This is a genomic window from Streptomyces sp. R41 (assembly GCF_041053055.1).
Lineage (GTDB): Bacteria > Actinomycetota > Actinomycetes > Streptomycetales > Streptomycetaceae > Streptomyces.
Genome location: NZ_CP163443.1, coordinates 4788806 through 4811707, shown reverse-complemented (window position 1 = coordinate 4811707; position 22902 = coordinate 4788806). Strand labels below are relative to the sequence as shown.

Genomic DNA, 22902 nt, shown 5'->3' with positions numbered 1-22902 from the left:
CCCGCACTGTCGAGACAGCCTCAGGAGCCCCGATGAGCCTTGCCATTGAGACCGAAGAGCACAAAGCCCTCCGCTCCGCCGTGGCCGCCCTGGGCAAGCGCTACGGCCGCGACTACCTCACCAAGGTCATCGCCGAAGGCGGTCACCCGGACGAACTCTGGTCCGAGGCGGCCAAGCTCGGCTACCTCGGCGTCAACCTGCCGGAGGCATACGGCGGCGGAGGCGGCGGCATAGCCGAACTCTCCATCGTCCTGGAGGAGTTGGGCGCGGCCGGCTGCCCGCTGCTGATGATGGTCGTCTCGCCGGCGATCTGCGGCACGGTGATCGCCCGCTTCGGCACCGAGGCGCAGAAGCGGGAGTGGCTGCCGCCCTTGAGCGACGGCACCCGCACCATGGCCTTCGGCATCACCGAGCCCGACGCGGGATCCAACTCCCACCGGATCACCACCACGGCCCGCCGCGACGGCGACACCTGGGTCCTCACCGGCCGCAAGGTGTTCATCTCCGGCGTCGACATCGCCGACGCGACGCTCATCGTGGGACGCGCCGAGGACGCGCGGACGGGCCGGCTCAAGCCCTGCCTGTTCATCGTCCCGCGCGACGCCGACGGCTTCGAGCGGCGGCAGATCGACATGGAACTCCAGGGCGCGGAGAAGCAGTTCGAGCTGACCCTGGACGACGTACGGCTGCCCGCCGACGCGCTCGTCGGCGACGAGGACGCGGGCCTGCTCCAGCTGTTCGCCGGGCTCAACCCCGAGCGCGTCATGACGGCCGCGTTCGCGATCGGCATGGGCCGCTACGCGCTCTCCAGGGCCGTCGAGTACGCGCGCGAACGCACCGTCTGGAAGGAGCCCATCGGCGCCCACCAGGCGATCGCACACCCCCTGGCGCAGTCCCACATCGAGCTCGAACTCGCCCGCCTGATGATGCAGAAGGCGGCGTTCCTGTACGACTCCGGGGACGATGTCGCGGCCGGAGAGGCCGCCAACATGGCCAAGTACGCGGCCGCCGAAGCCTGTGTGAAGGCCGTCGACCAGGCCGTGCACACCCTGGGCGGCAACGGCCTCACCCGTGAATTCGGCCTCGCCTCACTGATTACCGCGTCGCGCGTGTCTCGTATCGCACCGGTCAGCAGGGAGATGATTCTCAACTACGTCTCCCACCAGACCCTGGGCCTGCCCAAGTCGTACTAGCGAGCCGCTCTAGGAGGAACCGTGTTCCGCAGCCAGTACGCAGACGTCCCGGCCGTCGAGGAACCCATCCACGACGCCGTCCTCGGCCGCGCCGCAGGGCGCGGCGACACGCCCGCGCTCGTCGACGGCGTCGACGGAACCACGCTCACGTACGAACAACTGGACCGCTTCCACCGGCTGCTGGCCGCCGCGTTCGCCGACTCGGGCGTCCGCAAGGGCGACGTGCTCGCCTTGCACAGCCCGAACACCATCGCCTTCCCGACGGCGTTCTACGCCGCCACGCGCGCGGGGGCATCGGTCACGACCGTGCACCCGCTCGCCACGCCCGAGGAGTTCGCCAAGCAGCTGCGCGACAGCGCGGCCGCCTGGATCGTCACCGTGTCACCCCTCCTGGAGACCGCCCGCGCGGCAGCCGAACTCGCGGGCGGCGTACGCGAGATCTTCGTCTGCGACCAGGCTCCCGGGCACCGCTCGCTGATCGACCTGCTCGGCACCACCGCGCCCGAACCGCGGATCGACATCGACCCCGTGGCCGACGTCGCCGCCCTCCCGTACTCCTCGGGGACGACCGGCATCCCCAAGGGCGTGATGCTCACCCATCGGTCCATAGCCACCAACCTCGCGCAGCTCGTGCCGTCCATGCCCCTGGGCCCCGGCGACCGCATCCTCGCCGTGCTGCCGTTCTTCCACATCTACGGGCTGACGGCCCTGATGAACGCCCCGTTGCGGCAGGGCGCCACCGTCGTCGTACTGCCCCGCTTCGACCTGGACACGTTCCTCGCGGCCATCGAGAAGCACCGCATCAACGTGCTGTTCGTGGCCCCGCCGATCGTCCTCGCCCTCGCCAAGCACTCGGCCGTCGCCCAGTACGACCTGTCGTCCCTGAAGCACGTCATTTCCTCCGCCGCCCCCCTGGACGCGAAACTGGCACAGGCCTGCTCGCAGCGGCTCGGGCTGCCGCCCATCGGCCAGGGCTACGGCATGACCGAACTCTCGCCCTGCACCCACCTGGTGCCCCTGAACACCCCGGACGCACCCCCCGGAACGGTCGGCAGGCTCATCGCCGGCACCGAGATGCGCATCGTCTCCCTCGACGACCCCGACAAGGAGCTGGGCGTCGGCGAGGCCGGAGAGATCGCCATCCGCGGCCCCCAGGTCATGAAGGGCTACCTGGGCCGCCCCGACGCCACCGCCGCGATGATCGACCCCGACGGCTGGCTGCACACCGGAGACGTCGGCTACACGGACGCCGAGGGCTGGCTGTTCGTCGTCGACCGCGTCAAGGAACTCATCAAGTACAAGGGCTTCCAGGTCGCCCCCGCCGAACTCGAAGCGCTGCTGCTCACGCACCCCGGCATCGCCGACGCAGCCGTCATAGGCGCCTACAACGAGGACAACAATGAAGTCCCCCACGCCTACGTGGTCCGCCAGCCGTCCGCGACCGACCTCTCCGAAGGAGAGGTCATGATGTACGTCGCCGAACGCGTCGCCCCGTACAAGAGGGTCCGTGCCGTCTCCTTCATCGAGGGCGTCCCGCGGGCGGCCTCCGGGAAGATCCTGCGACGGGAACTGCGGGGCCGCTCATGACCGTTGTCCACATGGCGCGGGACCGCGCCATCACCACCCTCACCCTCGACTCGCCCGGCAATCGCAACGCCCTCTCGGCCGTCCTCGTGGGCGAGCTGGCGGACGCGCTCACGCGGTGCGGCAAGGACGGCGACGTACGCGCGATCGTCCTCACCCACACCGGGAACACGTTCTGCGCGGGCGCCGACCTGCGCGACCCGCCGCACCCGGACGCCCTCGTCGGGCTGCTGCGGCAGATCGTCGAGCTGCGCAAACCCGTGCTGGCCCGGGTGACCGGACACGTACGGGCGGGCGGCCTCGGCCTGCTGGGCGCCTGCGACATCGCGGCCGCCTCCACGGAGGCCACCTTCGCCTTCACGGAGGTACGCATCGGCGTCGCACCCGCGGTGATCTCGCTGCCCCTGCTGCCCCGCACCGACCCCCGTGCCCTCGCCCGCTACTACCTCACCGGCGAACGCTTCGACACGGCGGAGGCGGTCCGCACGGGCCTCCTGACGGCGACAGGCGATGACGTCGACGCCGTACTGGCCCCCATCCTCGACGGCCTGCGCCGAGCGTCCCCCCAAGCCCTCGCCGAGACGAAAGAGCTGCTCACGGCTAAGGTGCTGGAAACCTTCGACCGGGACGCGGCCGAACTGACCGCGCTCTCGGCCCGGCTGTTCTCCTCCGCGCAGGCCCACGAGGGGATGACGGCCTTCCTCGAACGACGGGATCCCGCATGGGTGGTGTGAGCACGACGGAGCATGCCGCGCGTCTTCCGCATGTCCCCAAGCAGGACCGCAGCCGGGCGACCCGGCAGCGGCTCCTGGCAGCCGCCGTGGCCTGTCTCGCCGAACACGGCTGGGCGGGCTCCACGGTCTCCGTCGTCGCCGAACGCGCCGGCGTCTCCCGGGGCGCCGCCCAGCACCACTTCCCGACCCGCGAGGACCTCTTCACGGCGGCGGTCGAGTACGTCGCCGAGGAACGCTCCACCGCCCTGCGCGCCCTCTTCCCCGACGGCGCCGCCGACCGCCGCGCCGTCGTCGCCGCCCTCGTCGACCTCTACACCGGCCCCCTCTTCCGCGCCGCCCTCCATCTCTGGGTCGCCGCCTCCAACGAGGAGCAGCTCCGCCCGAGAGTCACCGAACTGGAGGCCCGCGTCGGCCGCGAGACCCACCGCATCGCGGTCGACCTCCTCGGCGCCGACGAGACCCGACCCGGCGTGCGCGAGACGGTCCAGGGCCTGCTGGACATGGCCCGGGGCCTGGGCCTGGCCAACCTCCTCACCGACGACAGGGGGCGCCGGGAGCGGGTGGTGGAGCAGTGGGCGGTGCTGATGGAGGCGGCGCTCGGCTGAGGCGTCGGCCTCAGGGACCGAGCCTCAGGGGCTGGCCCTCAGGGACCGAGCCTCAGGGACTGCCCTCAGGGACTGAGCCGCTCCACCCGCCAGCTGCCGTCCGGCTCCACCACGTACCGGAGACGGTCGTGGAGGCGGTTCTCGCGGCCCTGCCAGAACTCGACCATCTGCGGGGCGATACGGAAACCGCCCCAGTGCGGCGGGACCGGGACCTGCTCGCCCTCCGGGTAGCGGGCGCTCAACTCCGCGTACGAGGAGTCCAGTTCGGCGCGGGAGAGGATGACCGAGGACTGGGCGCTGGCCCAGGCGCCGAGCTGGGAGCCGTGCGGGCGGGTGCGGAAGTACGCGGCGGTCTCGTCGCGGCCGGTGCGCCGCGCCGTGCCGGTGACGATGACCTGGCGGGCCAGCGGATGCCACGGGAAGAGCAGTGAGATGTACGGGTTCTCGGCCAGCTCGCGGGCCTTGCGGGAGTCGTAGTTGGTGTAGAAGACGAAGCCCTGCTCGTCGTACTGCTTCAGCAGCACCGTGCGCGAACTGGGGCGGCCCTCGGCGTCCGCCGTGGAGACGACCATCGCGTTCGGCTCGTGCACGAAACCGTGCACCGCGGCCTGCGCCGCCTGCTTGAACCAGCGGGCGAACTGGTCCATCGGGTGCGCGGCGAGGTCCGCCTCGTCCAGACCCTCCGCGCGGTAGTGCGCGCGCATCGCGGCGGGGTCGGCGGCGATTTCTTCGGCGGCGGCCTCGGCAGCCTCGGCTGCGCGCTGGACGATGGGCTCGGCGGCGGATTCATCCGGGAAGCGGTCGTTCACGCCGTCATCCTGCCGTATGGACCCCCGCCTCCGGCGGGCGTGTGCTTCATCACTGCGTGGCACTCAGTGCCGCGCACTCTCCCCAAAGGTGACACTCGGGGATATCGTGCTGCTGCCGTTCCGGTTGGGATGACCGCCAGCCGCACGGGGCATCACCGGGGTGACCGCTTCGGACCGCGAGTCGGCGAGGACCCTTCGAAAGGCTCCCGAGGGCCTTCGAGAGTCTTCGAAAACGACCGTGGAACCGAACCGGCGGACGAACGACCATCGACCGCCACCCACGCCTGACACATGGTCGCGAACACCACGTACACCACAAGCAGCATGTACGCCACGCACACCCCCACAACACCATGTCGCACACATCACGAGGAGCCGCCTGATGTCCGACTTCGTACCCGGACTCGAAGGAGTCATCGCGTTCGAGACGGAGATCGCCGAACCGGATAAGGAGGGCGGCGCACTCCGGTACCGAGGCGTCGACATCGAGGATCTGGTCGGCCACGTCTCCTTCGGCAACGTCTGGGGGCTGCTCGTCGACGGCGCCTTCAAACCCGGCCTGCCGCCCGCCGAACCGTTCCCGATCCCCGTCCACTCCGGCGACATCCGCGTCGACGTCCAGTCCGCGCTCGCCATGCTCGCCCCCGTCTGGGGCCTCAAGCCCCTCCTCGACATCGACGAGCAGCAGGCCCGCGAGGACCTCGCCCGCGCCGCTGTCATGGCCCTCTCGTACGTCGCCCAGTCCGCCCGCGGCCAGGGCCTGCCCATGGTCCCGCAGCACGAGATCGACAAGGCGCAGTCCGTCGTGGAGCGGTTCATGATCCGCTGGCGCGGCGAGCCCGACCCCAAGCACGTGGCGGCCGTGGACGCCTACTGGACCTCCGCCGCGGAGCACGGCATGAACGCCTCCACGTTCACGGCGCGCGTGATCGCGTCGACGGGCGCGGATGTCGCCGCGGCGCTCTCGGGCGCCGTAGGGGCCATGTCGGGCCCGCTGCACGGCGGCGCGCCGTCCCGTGTCCTCGGCATGATCGAGGAGATCGAACGCACGGGCGACGCCGAGGCGTACGTGAAGCAGGCCCTGGACAAGGGCGAACGCCTCATGGGCTTCGGCCACCGCGTCTACCGCGCCGAGGACCCGCGCGCGCGGGTGCTGCGCCGCACCGCCCGCGACCTCGGCGCCCCCCGCTTCGAGATCGCCGAGGCCCTGGAGAAGGCCGCCCTCGCCGAACTCCACGCCCGCCGCCCGGACCGCGTCCTGGCGACGAACGTCGAGTTCTGGGCCGCCATCGTCCTCGACTTCGCCGAGGTCCCGGCCCACATGTTCACCTCGATGTTCACCTGCGCCCGCACCGCGGGCTGGTCGGCGCACATCCTGGAACAGAAGCGCACGGGCCGCCTCGTACGCCCCTCCGCGCGCTACGTGGGCCCCGGCTCGCGCAGCCCCCAGGAAATCGAGGGCTACGAGGACATCGCGCACTGACCGCTGTACCTGTGCCGCACGCCGGTCATCACGCGGGCGTGAGCAGCTCCGCGTGATGACGGGCGGCGACCAGCGGATGCGCCCGCAGCTTGCCCTTCAGCTCATTCCTGCCGTACTCGGCGAAGAGCGGATTCGCCGGATCCGTCGTCACCCCGGGCGCGGCGGACGCGTGCGGGAAGGGCAACGGCTCGACCCGCGCGTCGAGCCGGGGGTTGTAGAAGAAGGGCACGGAGAACCGCTCGGTGGCCCCGGCCGGACTCACCACCCGATGATTGGTGGCGATCAAATAACCATTGGTGGCCACTTCCAGCAGCTCACCCAGATTGACGACGAAGGCCCCCGGCAGCGGCGGCACGTCATGGAACAGCCCGTCCTCCCGCTGCACCTGAAGCCCACCCACCTGGTCCTGCAGCAGCAGCGTCAGAAACCCGTAGTCCTTGTGCGCGCCGACACCCTGATCGCCGCCGTCCCCCGCACTCCCCGGATACCGCACCAACTTCAGATGCGGATGAGCCCGCTCCCCGAAGATCGGCTCGTAGAAGTCGCCGGGCGCACCAATGGCGACGAGCAGCTCACGCAGCAGCCGTGCCGCGACGGCACTGAGCCGGTCGATCCAGGCCAGCGCGGCGACCCGCAGCTCCGGCAAGGCATCCGGCCACTGATTCGGCCCCTCAAGCCACCAGTACGCCGGCTCACCCGGCCCAGGTGTCCGAGCAGCCCGCTCAGCCCCTATGTCGAGCTGATCCCGCCAGTCCCGACTCCCTCCCGTCAGCTCGTCGCCGGTACGCGTATACCCCCGAAAATGCGGCGAGTTGATGTTGTCGATCGCGAGCCGATCGACTTCGGGAAGCGCGAAGAACCGACGCATGGCGTCGAGCAGAGCGGCGGTCTCCGCCTCACTCACGCCATGCCCGACGAGCTGGAAGAACCCCACGTCATGCGCGGCGCTGTGCAACTGCGCGTGCAGCAGTGCACGGGCCTGGGGACCGCGGTCGGCCGCGGAGAGATCAATGATCGGAAGCTGCTGGTACTGGTGTTGCCGCTGGTGCTGAGAAGACGTGTTCGTCGTCATGAGTCGCGTCCGCAGGTGTACGGGGCCCGGGCAGCCGCCAAGGGTGGGGCGGGGCCACGGGTGCCAAGTGGAAGAAGAAGCGGTGCAAGAAGTGCACAAGGGGGCTGGGTCAGGCAGAGCGCCGACAGCCCATGCTCGTGACGCGCACGAAGTCCACGTGACGGCGTCGAACGAGCATCGGAAGCATGGCCCCAGAGTACTGCGGGGCAGCCGATGCGCCTGTGCCCCGCCTCACACCACACCTGAAACGCAGACGACCCACGAGCTCGGGTCCCCCCGCCTCACGGCGGGGAAGCCGGCCGGACGTACCGGCGAGCTCGCGGGTCGGGTGACTGCGTGGAATTTCGGCCGGCTGCGCGCAGAGCTCACGCGCTGGTCCGGCACCGCACTGAGTGTGGTGACGGGCTACTAGCCCGCAGCCACCTCTTCCGTCCGGTATTCATACATCTGCCGAACCACCTCCTCTCCGAAGTAACAATCACCCTAGGAACCCTGTCCGCGCACTTCAAGGGGTTTTCCGAGAAGATGACCGCCCCGGGCAACGCACGAGAAGTGCTCAGCGCCCCGTAAGGACCCCGTCCAAGAACGGCTCGATGGCCGCGCGCCAAGCCTCCGGCTGGTCATAGTGCACAAGGTGCCCCGCCTCGGCCACCTCCGCATACTGCCCGTACGGCAGCACCCGGACCATCTCCTGCGACTCGGCCCGGCCCAGCTCCCCGTCCAGCCCCCGCACGACCAGCGCGGGGCAGCGCACCTGCGCGAGCTCCTCCCAGTGCGCGTCGTACACCCACGTCTGCCGGGATTTGAGCATCTGCTCGGGCTCGAAGACCGGACGCCACCCGTCCGGAGACTCGTGCATCACTTCGGCGTAGAACTCCCCCCGGGACGGATTCGGACGCTCCACCCACGGATCGTCCTCGCCGAACCACTTCCGTACGTCGGCGAGCGTGGCGAAGGGCACCGGCCAGGCCTTGAACCAGTCCTCCCACTCACGCTGCGACGCGGCCCCTAACGCCGACGCCCGCATGTCACAGATGATCAGCCCGTGCACGAGATCGGGCCGCTTCGCCGCGAGCTGCCAGGCGGTCAGCGCGCCCATGGCGTGGCCGATGAGAACGGCCGGAGCGAGGCCGAGCTGCTCGAGCGCGGCCTCGGCGTCCTCGACGTACGCCTCGCGGGTGTACTCCGCCTCCAGCGCCTTGTCGCTCTGGCCGTGGCCGCGCTGGTCGAGGGCGACGGCGCGGTGCCGCTCGGAGAGCCAGCGGGCGGTGGACGCCCAGTGCGAGGCGCGGCCCATCAGGCCGTGCAGTAACAGCACTCCGGGGGCTCCCGAGGTCTCACCGGCCCTGGTGGGATCCACCTTCGGAGGATCGGCGAACTCCCAGGCAGCAAGGCGTACGCCGCCCGCTCCCGTCACGTCGATGCGCCGCACCATCGGTAATGGCACCCCCCTAGCTCGCTCGGACCGGCTCGCTCCCGCTCGAACCGGCCGGTCCACTCGTACCGCTTCCTACCGCTGTCGTACCGCTGCTCCTGCTACCGGTGCTGCTCTACGTGTACCTCTACTGCACCATCACGTTATCGAATGAGATTTCGAAAATGGCCTTCCTGGCTGCAACACCCCTCATTCGAGTGACCACTCTCGGGGATTGACCGCCGCCGCCGAGGGGAGATCTTCAGCGGGAGGCGGACCGCTCGGGGAAAAACGGTCCGAGGGGAATGACCCTGAGAGCTCGGGGCTCCGGGTCAGCACAGGGGAGGACAGGCCCCGGCGCCATCTGGCGCCGGGGCCCTCTCCACATCTGCGGCACATCCTCCCCGCCCCCTCCCCGACCGCGCACCATCGCTCTCGGACACGGTCAAGAGCCCTCAGGTCATATGCCTCACGCGACAGCCTCGCACGCAAATGGTCCCGGCGCTGCGATTCCGCACACTGAATCTTGGTTTCAGTGAGGTCGCGGAATCATCACAACTGCCTCTGGCGTCGCGGGAGTTGACATGTCCCGAGTCGCGTGGACGAGCGCCCGCGACGGGCGCACGGGGCCGGCGTGGAGGGGGCGGCGTGCGCCCGGGTGCCGACCGCGGGGACGGCGGATGCCGGCCCCCACGGCCGACGCCCGGGAGCTGCCCCTCGCGGGTGCCGGTGCCGGGCGACGATCACACGGGGGTCGGCGCCCGGCGATGATCAGGTGCCGGCGCCCGGCAACGAACCGCTGCCGGTGCTAGCGCTTGGCGACGAACACATGGGAGGCAACGTCCGCCTCCAGCTCCGCGGCCTCGCCGCCGCTGCCCACGAGGACCCCGCCCGCCGACTCGGTCACGCTCACCACGGAGCCGGGCTGCACGCCCGCCCGCCGCAGCGTGTACATCAGCTGCGCGTCCGTCTGAATCGGCTCGCCGATACGCCGCACGACCACGGTCTTGCCGTCGAGGCCCGGGTCGAGCTCGGCCAGCGACACCATGCCCTCGTCCAGGAACGGGTCGGCGCCGTCCTTCTCGCCCAGCTCCTCCAGGCCCGGGATCGGATTCCCGTACGGCGACTCGGTCGGGTGGCGCAGCAGCTCGAGGACGCGACGCTCGACGGCCTCGCTCATCACATGCTCCCAGCGACACGCCTCGGCGTGCACCTGCTCCCACTCCAGACCGATCACGTCGACGAGCAGGCACTCCGCGAGGCGGTGCTTGCGCATGACGCGCGTGGCCAGCCGCCGCCCCTCCTCGGTGAGCTCCAGGTGCCGGTCACTGGCGACCGCCACCAGGCCGTCGCGCTCCATCCGCGCCACCGTCTGGCTGACCGTCGGGCCGCTCTGGTCGAGCCGCTCCGCGATCCGGGCGCGCATGGGGACCACGCCTTCCTCCTCCAGCTCGAGGATGGTGCGGAGATACATCTCCGTGGTGTCGATCAGTCCGGACATTCGTGCCCCTCGATTAGCTCTGCCGGAGACTCGATGGCTCACCGGCGTGTGCGCTGGCCCTGAACTCAATTCTGACGCATACCACTGACAACCGTGCCTCGCCGTTGCAACCGCGCGGCTACGAGTGCCTCTGCGGCTGTACGGGCCCGGGGCTCGGCCGGGGCAGATGTGACGCGAGTGCCCTGGGCCCAGTGTCGCCCCCGTGAGGCGTATTGACAGGGCACTGGTCCAGACCGCAACGTGATCCGCGACACGACGCCCACCCGACGCCGACGAGACTTCTAAGGGGCTTCGCCGATGAGCGAAAGCAAGCTGGCCGGGCAGTTCTTCGACGCCGCGATCGGCCTGCTGCAGAGGGTGCGGGACGAGGACGCCGGGGACATCGAGGCGGCCGGAACCCTGATCGCCGACACCGTCGTGGACGGCGGACGACTCTTCGCCTTCGGCGCCGGACACTCCTCGCTCGCCGCACAGGACGTCGTCTACCGCGCGGGCGGCCTCGCTCTGATGAACCTGCTCGCCGTGCCGGGCGTCGTCGGCGTCGACGTCATGCCCGCGACGCTCGGCTCCGCCCTGGAGCGCGTCGACGGCCTCGCGAGCGCCGTCCTGGACTCCAGTCCGGTCCGCTCCGGCGACGTACTCGTGATCATCTCGCTCTCCGGCCGCAACGCACTGCCCGTCGAGATGGCCATGAACGCCCGCGCGCTGGGGGTGAAGGTCATCGGCGTCACCTCGGTCGCGTACGCCTCCGAGACGACGTCCCGGCACGTCTCGGGGACGTACCTGAAGGACCACTGCGACATCGTCCTCGACTCGAAGATCGCGGTCGGCGACGCGGAACTCACCCTCGACGCGATCGAGGCCCCCTTCGCCCCCGCCTCCACCGTCGTCACGACGGCCCTCCTCCAGGCCGTCATGGCCACGGCCGCCGGCGCCCTCGCCGCCCGCGGCATCGAGCCGCCGCTCCTCCGCTCGGGCAACGTGGACGGTGGCCACGAGTGGAACGGCCGCGTGATGACGGAATACGGCGACCGGATCTTCTACCGCCGCTGAGCCGGCCTTCCGCCGTTCGCGGCTGCCGGTTGCCGGCCGCCGGCGGCCGCCACAACTGGCGTAGCTGTGGCATGCGTACCGCTGGGGGCGACAGCCCACCCGCAAGGGTCATAGCCGTGGGCAATCGTGCCGCTGGGGCGGCGGCACCCGTCCCACAGAGAGAGGCACCCTGTCAGTGCCCGCAAGCGCACCCGCCACGAGCCCAGCCCCGGCGCCGGGCAACCGCATGCGCGAACCCCCCCCCGCCCCGGGCCGCCATCACGTCACCCGAGCCCCAGCACATTCTCCAGATCCAGCGCCATGGCAATCCGTACGGCCACATCCTCCGCGTACGTCGCATCCGTCCGCTCGAACTGACTACGCCCCGCCCCCCGCAGGAACGTCACGACCCCCAGCGTCCGCCCCCGGCTCCGCATCACCGCGCACAGCGCATGCACCGAGTCCGGCGGCCACTGCCGCGCCACGGCCCACTCCCGCGCCTTCTCGGCATCGGCGGCACCCGCGCTGGCCCGTACGGACCCGGCGCGCTCCACGCACTGCAAGGCGGGATGCCCCTCCGCGTACCGGATGGGCAGCCCCGCCTTCCCGGTGAGGACACTCGGCCCCGGCGCCCCGGAGGGCGTGGCGGCGGCCCGTACGAGCCGCACGGGCCCTTCGCCGTCCCAGGCCGAACCCCCCGCCACGCGGTCGATCAGCGCGTGGTCGGCGAAACCGGCGAGCGCGAAGTCGAGGTGGACGGTGGCGACCTCCGCCGGGTCCTCGCACTCTGCCGCGGCCCGCGACGCCCGGTGCAGCTGATTGGCCCGGAACCGCAGCAGCGCCGCCTCCTGCTCGGTCTGCTTGGCCTCGGTCACGTCCTGGAAGAGCCATCCGACACCCAGCGGAACCGGTTCCTCCGCGAGCGGCGAGGCAAGCCGCAGGAACCCGCTCCGCCAGCACCGCCGCTTCTCGCCCTCGGCTGTCCGCACACTCACCCACATCTCGGCGGGCGCGGGCGGCGCGCCTTCCGCGAGCACATGCGTGAGCGCGCTCTCCAGCTCCTCCACACCCTGGGTGAGCAGGTCCCCGAGAGGCCGCCCGAGCACCGACGTACGCCCCGTCCCGAGAGCCCGGGCCGCATGGGCATTGACGACGGCAGGCCGCAGATCGGCATCAACGAGCACCACACCCCAGCTGGCGTCCTCGAACAATGCCTCACTCAGCGCGATGGACCGCTCAAGATCAATCTGTGCGTGCACCTCACTGAAGGCGCAGTACACCCCGGCGGGCTTCCCGTCCGGGCCCCGCACGGCGGCGGACTGCGTCCGTACGAGCACCCGTCCGCCGTCCTTGGTCAGCAGGGCGAACTCATGCACTTGCCGCCCAGGAGACTGCATGGCGGACAGCAGCCGCCCCTCGACCTCCTCGGCGTCCGCGGTCCGCACGGCCCACCCGGCGAACCCCTGCCGCCCCACGGCCTCGGCCGCGGTCCACCCCAGAATCCGCTCGGCCTCCCGATTCCAGTGGGTCACGACCCCATCGGCATCAAAGGCACACAGCGCCGCGTCCATCCCGTCCAGCAGCGCGGCAAGCAGATCCGAACCATCCCGCTCGGGCTCATCCGGCCCCAGCTCATCGGTGGTCCCACTACGCCGGGAAGCACTCACCTGGACCCCCTGCAGGCTGCGTCCGCACGTACGGCGCGACAGTTCGCTCACTCGTAATCATTCAACTCGAACGTGACCCAGCCCACACCACGTTCCCCAAAGATTGGACGAAATCGTTGTACGCCGGATTTCCGCCCCGCCCGCCCCACCAACCGCGCCCCAGGACACCCCTGCCGCCGGCCCGCCTGCCCCTGGACGCCCAGCTCGCCGCACTCCGCGCGACGCTCTCCCACAACGACGTGGGCGGAGGACGCAGCAATCCGCGCCGGACGGGAAGCCTTCAGCGACCTCCCCGTCGATGTCGAGATCCGCAACGAAGCCCGAGTCCACCTCTGGTACGAGTACGTCACCGGCGATCTCGTACGTGCCACCGTGCCCTCCGGTAAGTGGGCGGGCACATGGACGGGGCGGATCTCCGTGCGAGCCAGGGGACAGCACAGCCTCACGACGGCGCAGGGCCGGATCAACGTCTCTCACCGGAACCTGCGGCTCGTGCAGCGGGGCGACGGGTACGGGTACGCCACCCGGCGAGAACTCGTGCCGGGATCGGCGTAGAGGCGGGACGTCGAGCCCGCGCCTACGGGGTGCCGCTCTCCGTGGGACGGGAGCCGCCCCAGCGGCACGATTGCCCGCAGGCCAAGAAGGTTCACCCTTTGCTGACCGCCGCCAAGATCTCCGGCAGCCGACGTGCCGTCCGAGGCGCCGCCAGGCGTAGCCCCAGCACCGTGATCAGTGCGCCGTATCCGGCGCCCAGTGGCAGCAGCAGCCAGGTCCACTCGTCGCCGTCTGCTGTGACGTTCAGCCAGATGGTGAGGGCGATGACGGGGGCGGCCAGCAGGGCCGCGGAGACCATGCCGCCGAAGATGGCGATCCAGGCGAGGCCTGTCTGACCGGGGGCGACGTTCTTGTAGCCCTCCTGGGGGATGGAGTACGGGAAGCGGGCCGAGGACCAGGCGCCGGTGGCGAGCATCGCGCCGAGCAGCGCGAAGGAGAGGCCGAGCACTTCGGGGAGCTTGGGCCAGGCGCCGAGCATCGCGGTCGTCAGAACGGTCACGAGGGTCGCGTACGGCAAGGTGATCACCAGCAGTGCCAGCGCGCGCCCGCGCAGTTCGACGTACGCGTCGCGCGTGGACGAGATGGTCATCGCGACGATCCAGAACGCGGACGTGTCCTGCCCGAACTGGTTGTACATCTGGATCCCGAGCATCCCCGCCGCGAAGCACGCGAAGTAGATCGAGCCGGTGCCCTGGAGTGCGTTGAAGACCGGCACGATCAGGCCGATCGCCAGCGATGTCACCCACGCCGCCTTGGTCTTGGGGTCGCGCCACACATAGCGCAGGCTGCGCTCCATGACCGTTCCGGTGCGGCCCGACGGCAGCAGCCGGCCGAGCCCCGACGAGCCCCGCTCCCGCGCGGCGGGCTCGGCCGCCTGCAACGTCGACCCGTCCGGCGAGGTCATCAGCCGGGTCAGATGACGGGACCACAGCGCGAGCAGCCCCACCAACGCGCCCACAGCGAGGACGAGTTGGGCGACGCCCACCCCGTACGATCCCTCGCTCACCGAGTCCACCGCGCCGATCGCCGACGCGGGCGGCAGCCATCGCAGGACGTCCGCCACCGGGTCGAGTTTCGACAGACCGCCCGCCGAACCCAGCCGCTGCGCACCGAAGTTGACCAACTGCGCGCCGATCGCGATCACCAGGCCGCTGAGCACCGCCAGATCGCGGCCCTTGCGGCTGGACAGCAGCCGGATGTTGGCGGCCGCGACGGCCCGTGCGAGGGCCACACAGACGAGCAGGGCCACGACCACGGCGACGACGGCGGTGCCGTACGCCGCCGCCCCGTGTGCCACGGAGATGACGGAACCGATGAGCAGGCACAGGGTGAAGACCGGTCCGATGCCGACCAGCGAGGCCGCGAGCAGCGCGCGTACGAGTGGACGCGGGCGCAGCGGCAGCATCACCAGCCGGGTCGGGTCGAGCGTCTCGTCGCCGCTGGGGAAGAACAGCGGCATCACGGCCCAGCCGAGCGCCAGGATCGCCACGAGCAGCACGGCGACGGCGGTGGCGTGCGCGTTGCCGCGCAGCGCGATCAGGCCGAGCAGCTGGAGGGCGGCGAAGAGCAGGACGAGGACGACGGAGGTGACGTACGCGGCCCGTCGTCCTGCGGACTGCCGCAGCCCGTTGCGCAGGAGCGACAGCTTCAGCCGTACGACGACGGGGGTGATCGACGCGGCGGAGACACCGGCGTTGGTGCTCATCGGGCGGCCCCGCCGCCCAGCCAGTCGAGATCGGTCCCTGCGGTGCGGCCGTGCGCGCCGACGAGCTCCAGGAAGGCCTGCTGGAGGGAGGGCGCGCCGCCGCGTACCTCCGCGAGCGGGCCGTACGCGCGGATGCGCCCCGCGGCCATGACGGCGACCCAGTCGCACAGCGACTCGACCAGCTCCATCACGTGGGAGGAGAAGACGACCGTGGCGCCCGATCCCGTGTACCGCTCCAGGACGCCGCGGATGGTCTGCGCGGAGACCGGGTCGACGCCCTCGAACGGCTCGTCGAGGAAGAGGACTTCGGGGTTGTGGAGGAGGGCGCAGGCCAGGCCGATCTTCTTGCGCATGCCCGTGGAGTAGTCGACGACGAGCTTGTGCTGGGCGCCCGCGAGGTCGAGGACGTCGAGGAGCTGGGTGGCGCGTTTGTCGACCTCGGCGCCGTGCAGGCCGCGCAACCGGCCGGTGTACGCGAGGAGTTCGCGCCCGGAGAGCCGCTCGAAGAGCCGCAGTCCCTCGGGCAGGACGCCGATGCGGGCCTTCACCTCCACCGGGTCGCGCCACACGTCGTGGCCGACGACCTCGACGGTGCCCTGGTCCGGCCTGAGCAGCCCGGTCACCATGGAGAGGGTGGTGGTCTTCCCCGCCCCGTTCGGACCGACGAGCCCGATGAACCGGCCCGCGGGCAGCTCCAGATCGATCCCGGCGACGGCGACCTGCTCCCCGAACCGCTTCCAGAGCCCGCGCACATGTACGGCGGGCACAGCTTCCCCAGCTCCCTCGGTCATGCAAGCACCCTAAGGGGGAGCGCCCTGCTTTCAGGGGCGCGAGGGACTGCGCGAGCGACCAAGGACAAGCCGCGGCCGTGAAACGACCGGGCCAGGCAGGACGGGTGCGAGGGCTACCGGTCCCGCCCGCACGCGTAGGCAAGCGGCGAGATCAACTCCTCCGCATCCGGCAGCCATCGATTCGCAGGCGTCGGCCGGCAGGCCCACTGCACCGCCCCGCGTGAGCCGAACCGGGTCGGTGGGGCAGCGACGTACGCCCCCTCCCCGAGGGTGACGAGGTCGAGGGAGGAGGGCGGCCACCCCAGCTTGCGGACCAGGTCGGGGACCTTCGCGGCGGCACCGGGGAGCACGAAGAAGTGCATGCGCCGGTCCGGGGTGCAGGAGACGGGGCCGAGGGTCAGCTCCATGCGCCGCATCCGGGCGAGTGCGAGACAGCCGGCCGTCTCGGGGACCTCGATCGCGTCGAACGTCCGCCCCGTGGGCAACAGGATGGACGCTCGCGGCTGCTTCGCCCACATCCGGCGCGCGACGGTCGCACTGCCCGTGGCGAGCGTCGCCCAGTCCTCGCGCGCCGGGTGCGCGCCGGGTGCGGCGCACGCGGGCTCGCCGCAGGAGCAGTGCTGCACCCCGTCGACGGCTTCCAGCCAGCTGCCGGGGAACACGTCCCAGTGGCGCTCCTCGGCATAGCGCACGGCGGTTTCCTGCAGCGATTCGCCGCGCTGCTTGGGGATCTGTGCGGTCTCGGTGCCTGCGATGGTCTCTTCCACGCTGAACTCAACTCCCGGGTCCACCGCGGGTTACGGGGGACACGCGCGCGGGGGAGGAGCATCGATTCCGCATGTGGGGCGCATGGATGCACGTGTGGGGGCGCGCATGGGCAACGACAGCTGGGTGTGGGTAACCAGGGGAGGGGTCGGGCAGCCGCCCTTACCCCGGCAATCCTCACATGTCTCGCATCTTCGGTATGTCGGCGGGGCATTGATCTTCGTGGCCGACTTCTTTCGGTGCGGTCGGCCGGTGAAGACACGTCAACTCGGTGCGTGGGCAGGCACCGCAGCCACAGGGGGTACGCCATGGCCGCAAGGCCTCTCGTCGCCAGGCAGCCGAACGAACGGCTGCAGGCGCTCATCCAGGAAGCGGGCTGCTCGAACGCCGGGCTGGCCCGCCGGGTCAACATGTGCGGCGCGGAGCACGGTCTCGATCTGCGCTACGACAAGACCTCGGTGGCGCGCTGGCTGCGCGGACAGCAGCCACGCGGACGGGCTCCGGCGATCATCGCCGAGGCGCTCGGCCGCAAACTGGGCCGTACGGTCACGATCGACGAGATCGGCATGGCCAACGGCAAGAACCTCGCCTCCGGCGTCGGTCTCCAGTTCTCGCCGACCGTACTGGGGGCCATCGAGCAGGTCTGCGAGCTGTGGCGCAGCGACGTCGGGCGAAGGGACTTCCTCTCCGGCTCGTCCGTCGCCGCCTCCGCGCTTGTCGAGCCGAGCCGCGACTGGCTGATCTCCGCGCCGGACTCGCAGGTGGCGCGCTCGGCGGGCCCGCGCGTCGGGGTCTCGGACGTGGCGGCGGTCCGCGCGATGACCCAGGCGCTGGTCGACCTGGACCACCAGTACGGCAGCGGGCATGTGCGCCCGGTCGTCGTGCACTACCTCAACAGCGTGGTCTCCGGGCTGCTCGCGGGCTCCTACCGGGAGGCGGTCGGGCGTGAACTGTTCGCCGCGGTCTCGCGGTTGACGGAACTCGCCGGCTACATGGCCATCGACACCGGCCAGCCGGGGCTCGCCCAGCGGTACTACATCCAGGCGCTGCGGCTCGCGCAGGCGGCCGGGGACCGCGGATACGGCGGATACGTGCTCGCCGCGTCGATGAGCCACCTGGCGGCCCAGCTCGGCAACCCGCGAGAGATCGCGCAGTTGGCGCGCGCGGCGCAGGAGGGGGCGCGCGGGCGGGTGACACCGCGCGCGGAGTCGATGTTCTACGCCGCGGAGGCGCGTGGGCACGCGCTGATGGGCGACGCGCGAGCCGCCCAGGTGGCGTCCGGGCGCGCCGTCACCGCCCTGGAGTCGGCCGACCCGGACTCGGGGGACGACCCGACGTGGATCGCGCACTTCGACGAGGCCTATCTGGCCGACGAGTTGGCGCACTGCCACCGGGACCTGGGCCAGTCGGAGGCCGCCGCGCGGTGCGCGGAGGAGTCACTCGCCGGGCACCCCGAGTCGCGGGCCCGTCGCCGGGCGATCGGTTTCGTGCTGCTCGCCACTGCGCAGGTCCAGCAGCGCGAGGTGGAACAGGCCTGTCACACGGGCCTGCGCGCGGTGGAGCTGCTGGGCACCCTCCGCTCCAACCGCGGCGCCGAGTACCTCGACGACTTCCAGCAGCGGCTGGAGCCGTACCGGGACGAGCCGGTGGTACGGGAGTTCGGGGCGCGCCTGGAGCTGCAGGCGGCGGCGTGAGCGTACGCGGGTGTGGGAGGGCGTAGAAGAAGGGCCGCACGCGCGGGCGTGAACATACGGTCGGCGCGAGCATGAACGCCGGGCAAACGCGGGCGCCGGGAGTGGGAGGAGGCATATACAGCGCACCCGGGGGCGGTTTCGTTACCTCGGTCACAGGGGGCGGAGGTCACGTCCTGTGCTGCGTGGCACCGGGTTGTCGGGACCCGGTAGCGTGAGCCGACGATTCCGAAGGTCCCCCATTAGTAGGAGTCCCGGTGACGCAGAGTGGACAGGGCGATGAGCCCTCGGCGCGGCCCGCGCGCGAAGGCATCGTGCTGCCCTCCGACGGCGGCGAGCCGCTGCTGCCGGGTATGACGGGCGACCGCACGACCCCGGCGGGCGGCCAGGCCTGGGGCCAGCCGTGGGGCCCCGAGCAGCCGGCCGCCCCGGCCCCGCAGCCCGGCCAGGGCTGGGAAGCGCCGGTGAACGGAACCCAGACATGGGGGGCCGCGGAGCCGCCTCAGTCCACGGCCCCGGCCCCGGACTGGGGCACACCCGACGCCTCCCAGGGCTGGTCGACCCCGCAGCAGCCGGGCGCGGACGGCTACCAGCAGCAGAGCTTCGCGCCGCAGTCGGCGCCCGGCGCGGGTCCGCTGCCGCCCGAGGGCGCGCAGGCGCCGTCGTACGGCGCGCGGGGCGGTTACGCGCCGGAGGCGCAGGGCACGCACGCGAGCGCTGGATACGACGGGTACGCGGCCCACGGCCAGCACGGCCAGCACGGCCAGCACGGCCAGCACGGCCAGCAGGCCGCGCAGCCCTCGCACCCCGGGAACGCCCTTCCGCAGGCGGGGGACGCGTACGGCACCCCCGGGAACGCTCTTCCGCAGGCGGCCGAGGCCTACGGCACGCCCGGAGCCTCGCCCTCCCTGCCGCCCGCCGCGCAGCCCGCGCCCCTGCCGCCTGCCGCCGCCGACGGTGCGACCCAGTACATTCCGCACATTCCGCCTGCCCAGGGTGGCGACGAGGGAGCGACGCAGTTCATCCCGCCCGTCCCCGCCGCGGCGGACGAGGGCGCCACCCAGTACATCCCGCCGGTGGGCCCGGGTGCGCTGCCGCCCGAGGTGTCGGCCGACGCGACGCAGTTCCTCGGGCAGACGCCGCAGGGCGGTCCCGGCGCCGGGCCGCTGCCCCCCGCCGCGCACCCGGACGCCGAGGCCACGCAGTTCATGGCCCCCGTGCCCGCGCAGCCGGCCGGGGCGCCGTACGGGATACGCCCGGGCGCGCCGGAGGACCGGCAGCCCCCCGCGGAGTTCGACAACCTGTTCCGCAGTGAGCCGGAGGGGCCCGCGTCGACGCAGCAGATGCCGCGCTTCGACCCGTCGGCGCCGCAGGCCCCGCACGGCGGCGCGCGAGCCGCGTACGGCGCTCAGGCTCCGTACGGGGCTCAGGCTCCGTACGAGGCGCACGTCCCCGGCGCGCCGGGAGGCCGGGCTGCCGCGCGCCGTGGCGGTGCGTCCGACGGCGACGGTGGCGGCGGACGCGGTGGCCGCGGCGGCTCGCGCGTCCCGGTGATCGCGGCCGTCGGCATCGGCATCGCCGTGCTCGGCATCGGCGCCGGCGCCCTGCTCAGCGGCGGCGGTGGCTCCGACAGCAAGGGTGACGGCAGCAAGACTGTGTCGGCGACGGCCCCCACCACGGGGGACTCGGCCTCGCCGGCCGCCGACCCGGTCAAGGCGCAGGCCGTCGAGCTGGACAAGCTCCTGGCGGACAGCAGCAACAGCCGCGACTCGGTGATCAAGGCGGTGGCGGACGTGAAGACGTGCGACAACCTGAGCCAGGCGGCCGGTGATCTGCGCGACGCGGCCAAGCAGCGCGGCGAGCTGGTCACCCGGCTCGCCGCCCTCCCCGTCGACAAGCTCCCCAGCCATGCCGCGCTGACCACCGCGCTCACGAATGCCTGGAAGGCCTCCGCGTCGGCCGACAACCACTACGCGGCCTGGGCCGACCAGGTCGCCGGCAACAAGGGCTGCAGGAAGGGCCACGCCCGCACCACCGGGCAGCGTCAGGCCGGCGACCAGGCCAGCGGCACGGCGTCCGCGGAGAAGCAGAAGGCCGCCGGGCTGTGGAACTCCATCGCGTCCAAGTACGGACTGACGCAGCGGTCGCGGACCCAGCTCTGAACCCACTGTGAGCTCCTCGGGGGACCCCCGAGGAGCCCGGCGGCCCTCAGTCCGCGTTCTCCAGAGTCTTCGACACATTGACGAACCCGCGCCGTGCCGACACCAGCAGACCCTGGCGTACGACCTGGAAGGTGACGTCGGCGTTGACGAGGCGCGGGAAGTCGACGGCCGCGATCAGGTCCTCGAAGCGCCAGCTGAGCGTCGGGGTGAGCCCGCCCGTGGTCACCTTGAGGCCGTCGTCGAGGGAGCGCCGGATCGCGTGCGCGGACACCTCGCCGTCGCCGAGCGACTCGATGGCCGCCTTCAGCACGGTGTACGCGATCCAGGTGGTCTGCACCCCGGCGTCCGCCGGGTCGATCCGGTTGTCGCCGAAGGCCTGCTCCTTGATCACCTTGCGCATCGCGTCCCAGCGCGGGTCGTTCGAGTTCGGGTACCAGCCGGTGACGTACGAGCCCTCGTACGGGCTCGACTTGCCGCCGGTGGCGTCGATCAGCGACTGGTCGACGCTGCCGAGCACGCTGCCCGTGCGCACCGCCGGGTAGTCCTCGCGGTCGCGCCGGAAGGAGTCCATGAAGGTGTCGGTGCGGTCGCCGAGCGCGGGCACCACGCAGCCCCGCTCGAGCGGGTCGCTGGTCGCGCGCTCGAGTGCCTGCTGGGTCTGCCGCGAGTACTCGGTCGCGTCGTCGGCGGCCCGCTGGTCCGCGGCGGACGTATGGCCCTCCGACTTCAGGCCGGAGTTGAGCAGGACGGGGAGCTCGTCGCCGGCGGTGGTGTCGGGGCGTACGAGCGCGACCGGACCGCAGTTCTTGCCGAGCTGTTCGCCGAGGCCGGCCAGCAGCGCGGGCTCGCCGCCGTTGACGGGGTAGGAGAGCGGGCTGGTGAACTCGTCGTCGGTGACGCCGTAGCCGCCGATGTAGGGGATGCCCGCGCTTTCCAGCGGGGCGAGGAACGTGCGGCCGTGCTGGCTGTAGGAGCCGACGACCGCGACGACGTTCTCGTCGACCGCGTGCTGGGCGCACTTCGCGGCGTCCACGAAGTCGTTGTGGTCGTTGCAGGTGAGGACCTTGAGCTTGTGGCCGTTGATGCCGCCGTGGGAGTTGATCCAGCGGGCGTACGCCTTCGCCATCGCGGGCATGCCGGGCTTGTTGGTCGCGGCCGTCTTCTCGGGCGCCCAGGTCATGACGGTGACGGGGTCGTCCCCGGAGCCCCCCGTGGCACCAGGGATGACCCCGCATCCGACGGCGATCGACGCACACGCGGCCAGCGCGCCCGCGGACAGCAACGTGGCCTTGACGGGCCGGGGGAGGACGGGTGAGCTGGTGCGTGTGCGTCGCCTGCCGGTCATAGACACGCACGATTCCGTCACATCGCTAACCCGGGAGTGACCCGCGGTCAACGGCGGGTGACGTAGAGGTGAATTACGGGGGCGGATGATCTGTTTTTCACAGGGAACGTACGATCGGTGACCGTGCAAGGTTCGGAGAACTCTTCCCGTCGCGGCCGTCGCTCATCCACCATGGGCGGCATGCCACTGAACGACATGCCGTGGTGGCGCTGGCGCAGCAATGTGCGCTCCGCGCTGCACATGCTCTCCGACCCCGCCTTCCAACGTGACGTCTGGCTCGCCGGTGTCGACGGGTACGGGGACGTCACCGACGCCGTGTACCGCCTGGTCGAGGACACCTGGCTGGACAACTGGTCCGCCGAGAAGTACGTCGGCACGATCTTCCGGGACTCCCAGGAGGCGGCCCTCGTCGACACCGCCGTGCTGCGCGTCCTGCGGATCATGCACCAGGTCGGGCCCGACGCACCCGTCTCCGCGTACGTCGACCACCACGCCTGGCCGGAGGCCGTCCGCGCGGCGCGCGACGCGCACGTGCGCCTGGCGACGAGCGACGGGGAGGATCCCGACGCCCCGCCGCGGACGCTCGAGGTGCTGCGGATCCTGACGCGGTCGGCGTAGCGGTTCTCGGGCTCTCGGAGCGCGTACGGCGCCGGAGGCTCCTGCTCGGGTCACGACGCCGGAGGCTCGTGGTCGGTGTGCGGCGCCGGAGAGGCCCCGTGGTGTACGGCGCCGGGGACCCCCGGTGGCGTACGGCGCAGGCGATCCCCGAGGGCGTCCGCGTGGCGGGACGGCAG

General features: G+C 71.5%; 18 protein-coding genes. 9 read left to right on the top strand and 9 right to left on the bottom strand.

Annotated elements, in window-relative coordinates; all coding sequences use genetic code 11:
- Nucleotides 1–32: 32 nt before the first annotated feature.
- Genes AB5J53_RS22000 through AB5J53_RS21985 form a run of 4 tightly spaced genes read left to right on the top strand, consistent with a single transcriptional unit; the run spans nt 33 to nt 4116 of the window.
- A complete protein-coding gene (locus AB5J53_RS22000; protein WP_369247382.1) occupies nt 33–1193 on the top strand; it encodes an acyl-CoA dehydrogenase family protein in 1161 nt (386 codons plus the stop codon).
- A 21-nt stretch (nt 1194–1214) separates the two neighbouring features.
- On the top strand, nt 1215–2780 hold the full coding sequence (locus tag AB5J53_RS21995; RefSeq protein ID WP_369247381.1) for a 4-coumarate--CoA ligase family protein: 1566 nt from the start codon (nt 1215–1217) through the stop codon (nt 2778–2780).
- Complete coding sequence (locus tag AB5J53_RS21990; protein WP_369247380.1) at nt 2777–3511, top strand: enoyl-CoA hydratase family protein; 735 nt, start codon at nt 2777–2779, stop codon at nt 3509–3511. The genes AB5J53_RS21995 and AB5J53_RS21990 overlap by 4 nt, the downstream gene beginning before the upstream one ends.
- Nucleotides 3499–4116: a TetR/AcrR family transcriptional regulator gene (locus AB5J53_RS21985; RefSeq protein WP_369247379.1), complete on the top strand. Its 618-nt coding sequence runs from the start codon at nt 3499–3501 to the stop codon at nt 4114–4116. The genes AB5J53_RS21990 and AB5J53_RS21985 overlap by 13 nt, the downstream gene beginning before the upstream one ends.
- Nucleotides 4117–4181: 65 nt before the next feature.
- Here AB5J53_RS21985 and pdxH read toward each other — a convergent pair whose 3' ends face one another.
- Nucleotides 4182–4820, bottom strand: a complete 639-nt coding sequence (gene pdxH / locus AB5J53_RS21980; protein WP_369252380.1) for a pyridoxamine 5'-phosphate oxidase — start codon at nt 4818–4820, stop codon at nt 4182–4184.
- Between the two features lie 487 nt (nt 4821–5307).
- Here pdxH and AB5J53_RS21975 point away from each other — a divergent pair, with 487 nt between their 5' ends.
- Nucleotides 5308–6408, top strand: a complete 1101-nt coding sequence (locus AB5J53_RS21975; RefSeq protein ID WP_369247378.1) for a citrate synthase 2 — start codon at nt 5308–5310, stop codon at nt 6406–6408.
- 28 nt (nt 6409–6436) lie between these two features.
- Here the strand turns inward: AB5J53_RS21975 and AB5J53_RS21970 are convergent, their stop codons facing one another.
- The 3 genes from AB5J53_RS21970 to AB5J53_RS21960 form a co-directional block, all read right to left on the bottom strand.
- Nucleotides 6437–7480: an isopenicillin N synthase family dioxygenase gene (locus AB5J53_RS21970; RefSeq protein WP_369247377.1), complete on the bottom strand. Its 1044-nt coding sequence runs from the start codon at nt 7478–7480 to the stop codon at nt 6437–6439.
- A 556-nt stretch (nt 7481–8036) separates the two neighbouring features.
- Nucleotides 8037–8915 carry an alpha/beta fold hydrolase gene (locus AB5J53_RS21965; RefSeq protein ID WP_369247376.1) on the bottom strand — a complete coding sequence of 293 codons (879 nt, stop codon included), beginning with the start codon at nt 8913–8915 and terminating at the stop codon, nt 8037–8039.
- Nucleotides 8916–9702: 787 nt separating this feature from the next.
- Nucleotides 9703–10395, bottom strand: a complete 693-nt coding sequence (locus tag AB5J53_RS21960) for a metal-dependent transcriptional regulator (protein ID WP_327429616.1) — start codon at nt 10393–10395, stop codon at nt 9703–9705.
- A 297-nt stretch (nt 10396–10692) separates the two neighbouring features.
- Between AB5J53_RS21960 and AB5J53_RS21955 the strand changes: the two genes are divergently transcribed.
- Nucleotides 10693–11448: an SIS domain-containing protein gene (locus tag AB5J53_RS21955; RefSeq protein WP_369247375.1), complete on the top strand. Its 756-nt coding sequence runs from the start codon at nt 10693–10695 to the stop codon at nt 11446–11448.
- Nucleotides 11449–11711: 263 nt separating this feature from the next.
- On the opposite strand, the gene AB5J53_RS21950 is transcribed toward AB5J53_RS21955, so the two are convergent.
- The 4 genes from AB5J53_RS21950 to AB5J53_RS21935 all read right to left on the bottom strand — a co-directional run bounded on the left by AB5J53_RS21950 (nt 11712) and on the right by AB5J53_RS21935 (nt 16912).
- Nucleotides 11712–13094, bottom strand: coding sequence for a PAS domain-containing protein (locus AB5J53_RS21950; RefSeq protein WP_369247374.1), 1383 nt, complete (start codon nt 13092–13094; stop codon nt 11712–11714).
- Between the two features lie 646 nt (nt 13095–13740).
- Nucleotides 13741–15354 (bottom strand): transporter, encoded by a 1614-nt coding sequence (locus AB5J53_RS21945; RefSeq protein ID WP_369247373.1) that lies wholly within the window; start codon nt 15352–15354, stop codon nt 13741–13743.
- Nucleotides 15351–16145: an ABC transporter ATP-binding protein gene (locus tag AB5J53_RS21940; protein WP_369247372.1), complete on the bottom strand. Its 795-nt coding sequence runs from the start codon at nt 16143–16145 to the stop codon at nt 15351–15353. The genes AB5J53_RS21945 and AB5J53_RS21940 overlap by 4 nt, the downstream gene beginning before the upstream one ends.
- A gap of 113 nt (nt 16146–16258) precedes the next feature.
- Complete coding sequence (locus AB5J53_RS21935) at nt 16259–16912, bottom strand: bifunctional DNA primase/polymerase (protein WP_369247371.1); 654 nt, start codon at nt 16910–16912, stop codon at nt 16259–16261.
- A gap of 306 nt (nt 16913–17218) precedes the next feature.
- Between AB5J53_RS21935 and AB5J53_RS21930 the strand changes: the two genes are divergently transcribed.
- Nucleotides 17219–18604 (top strand): transcriptional regulator, encoded by a 1386-nt coding sequence (locus AB5J53_RS21930; protein WP_369247370.1) that lies wholly within the window; start codon nt 17219–17221, stop codon nt 18602–18604.
- A 254-nt stretch (nt 18605–18858) separates the two neighbouring features.
- Entirely contained in the window at nt 18859–20763 is a 1905-nt protein-coding gene (locus AB5J53_RS21925) for a hypothetical protein (RefSeq protein ID WP_369247369.1), read from the top strand.
- A gap of 46 nt (nt 20764–20809) precedes the next feature.
- On the opposite strand, the gene AB5J53_RS21920 is transcribed toward AB5J53_RS21925, so the two are convergent.
- The gene (locus AB5J53_RS21920) at nt 20810–22108 is read right to left on the bottom strand and encodes an ABC transporter substrate-binding protein (RefSeq protein ID WP_369247368.1); all 1299 of its coding nucleotides are present in this window, start codon (nt 22106–22108) and stop codon (nt 20810–20812) included.
- 117 nt (nt 22109–22225) lie between these two features.
- Here AB5J53_RS21920 and AB5J53_RS21915 point away from each other — a divergent pair, with 117 nt between their 5' ends.
- Nucleotides 22226–22726 carry a hypothetical protein gene (locus AB5J53_RS21915; RefSeq protein ID WP_369247367.1) on the top strand — a complete coding sequence of 167 codons (501 nt, stop codon included), beginning with the start codon at nt 22226–22228 and terminating at the stop codon, nt 22724–22726.
- The last annotated feature ends 176 nt before the right edge of the window (nt 22727–22902 follow it).

What these genes read in the sequence shown, in the direction of transcription:
- AB5J53_RS21930 (WP_369247370.1), top strand. Translation starts at nt 17,219, where the DNA reads ATGGCCGCAAGGCCTCTCGTCGCCAGGCAGCCGAACGAACGGCTGCAG.
- AB5J53_RS21970 (WP_369247377.1), bottom strand. Translation starts at nt 7,480, where the DNA reads ATGACGACGAACACGTCTTCTCAGCACCAGCGGCAACACCAGTACCAG.
- AB5J53_RS21920 (WP_369247368.1), bottom strand. Translation starts at nt 22,108, where the DNA reads ATGACCGGCAGGCGACGCACACGCACCAGCTCACCCGTCCTCCCCCGG.
- AB5J53_RS21990 (WP_369247380.1), top strand. Translation starts at nt 2,777, where the DNA reads ATGACCGTTGTCCACATGGCGCGGGACCGCGCCATCACCACCCTCACC.
- AB5J53_RS21945 (WP_369247373.1), bottom strand. Translation starts at nt 15,354, where the DNA reads ATGAGCACCAACGCCGGTGTCTCCGCCGCGTCGATCACCCCCGTCGTC.
- pdxH (WP_369252380.1), bottom strand. Translation starts at nt 4,820, where the DNA reads ATGCGCGCGCACTACCGCGCGGAGGGTCTGGACGAGGCGGACCTCGCC.
- AB5J53_RS21940 (WP_369247372.1), bottom strand. Translation starts at nt 16,145, where the DNA reads ATGACCGAGGGAGCTGGGGAAGCTGTGCCCGCCGTACATGTGCGCGGG.
- AB5J53_RS21975 (WP_369247378.1), top strand. Translation starts at nt 5,308, where the DNA reads ATGTCCGACTTCGTACCCGGACTCGAAGGAGTCATCGCGTTCGAGACG.
- AB5J53_RS21965 (WP_369247376.1), bottom strand. Translation starts at nt 8,915, where the DNA reads ATGGTGCGGCGCATCGACGTGACGGGAGCGGGCGGCGTACGCCTTGCT.
- AB5J53_RS22000 (WP_369247382.1), top strand. Translation starts at nt 33, where the DNA reads ATGAGCCTTGCCATTGAGACCGAAGAGCACAAAGCCCTCCGCTCCGCC.
- AB5J53_RS21960 (WP_327429616.1), bottom strand. Translation starts at nt 10,395, where the DNA reads ATGTCCGGACTGATCGACACCACGGAGATGTATCTCCGCACCATCCTC.
- AB5J53_RS21985 (WP_369247379.1), top strand. Translation starts at nt 3,499, where the DNA reads ATGGGTGGTGTGAGCACGACGGAGCATGCCGCGCGTCTTCCGCATGTC.
- AB5J53_RS21955 (WP_369247375.1), top strand. Translation starts at nt 10,693, where the DNA reads ATGAGCGAAAGCAAGCTGGCCGGGCAGTTCTTCGACGCCGCGATCGGC.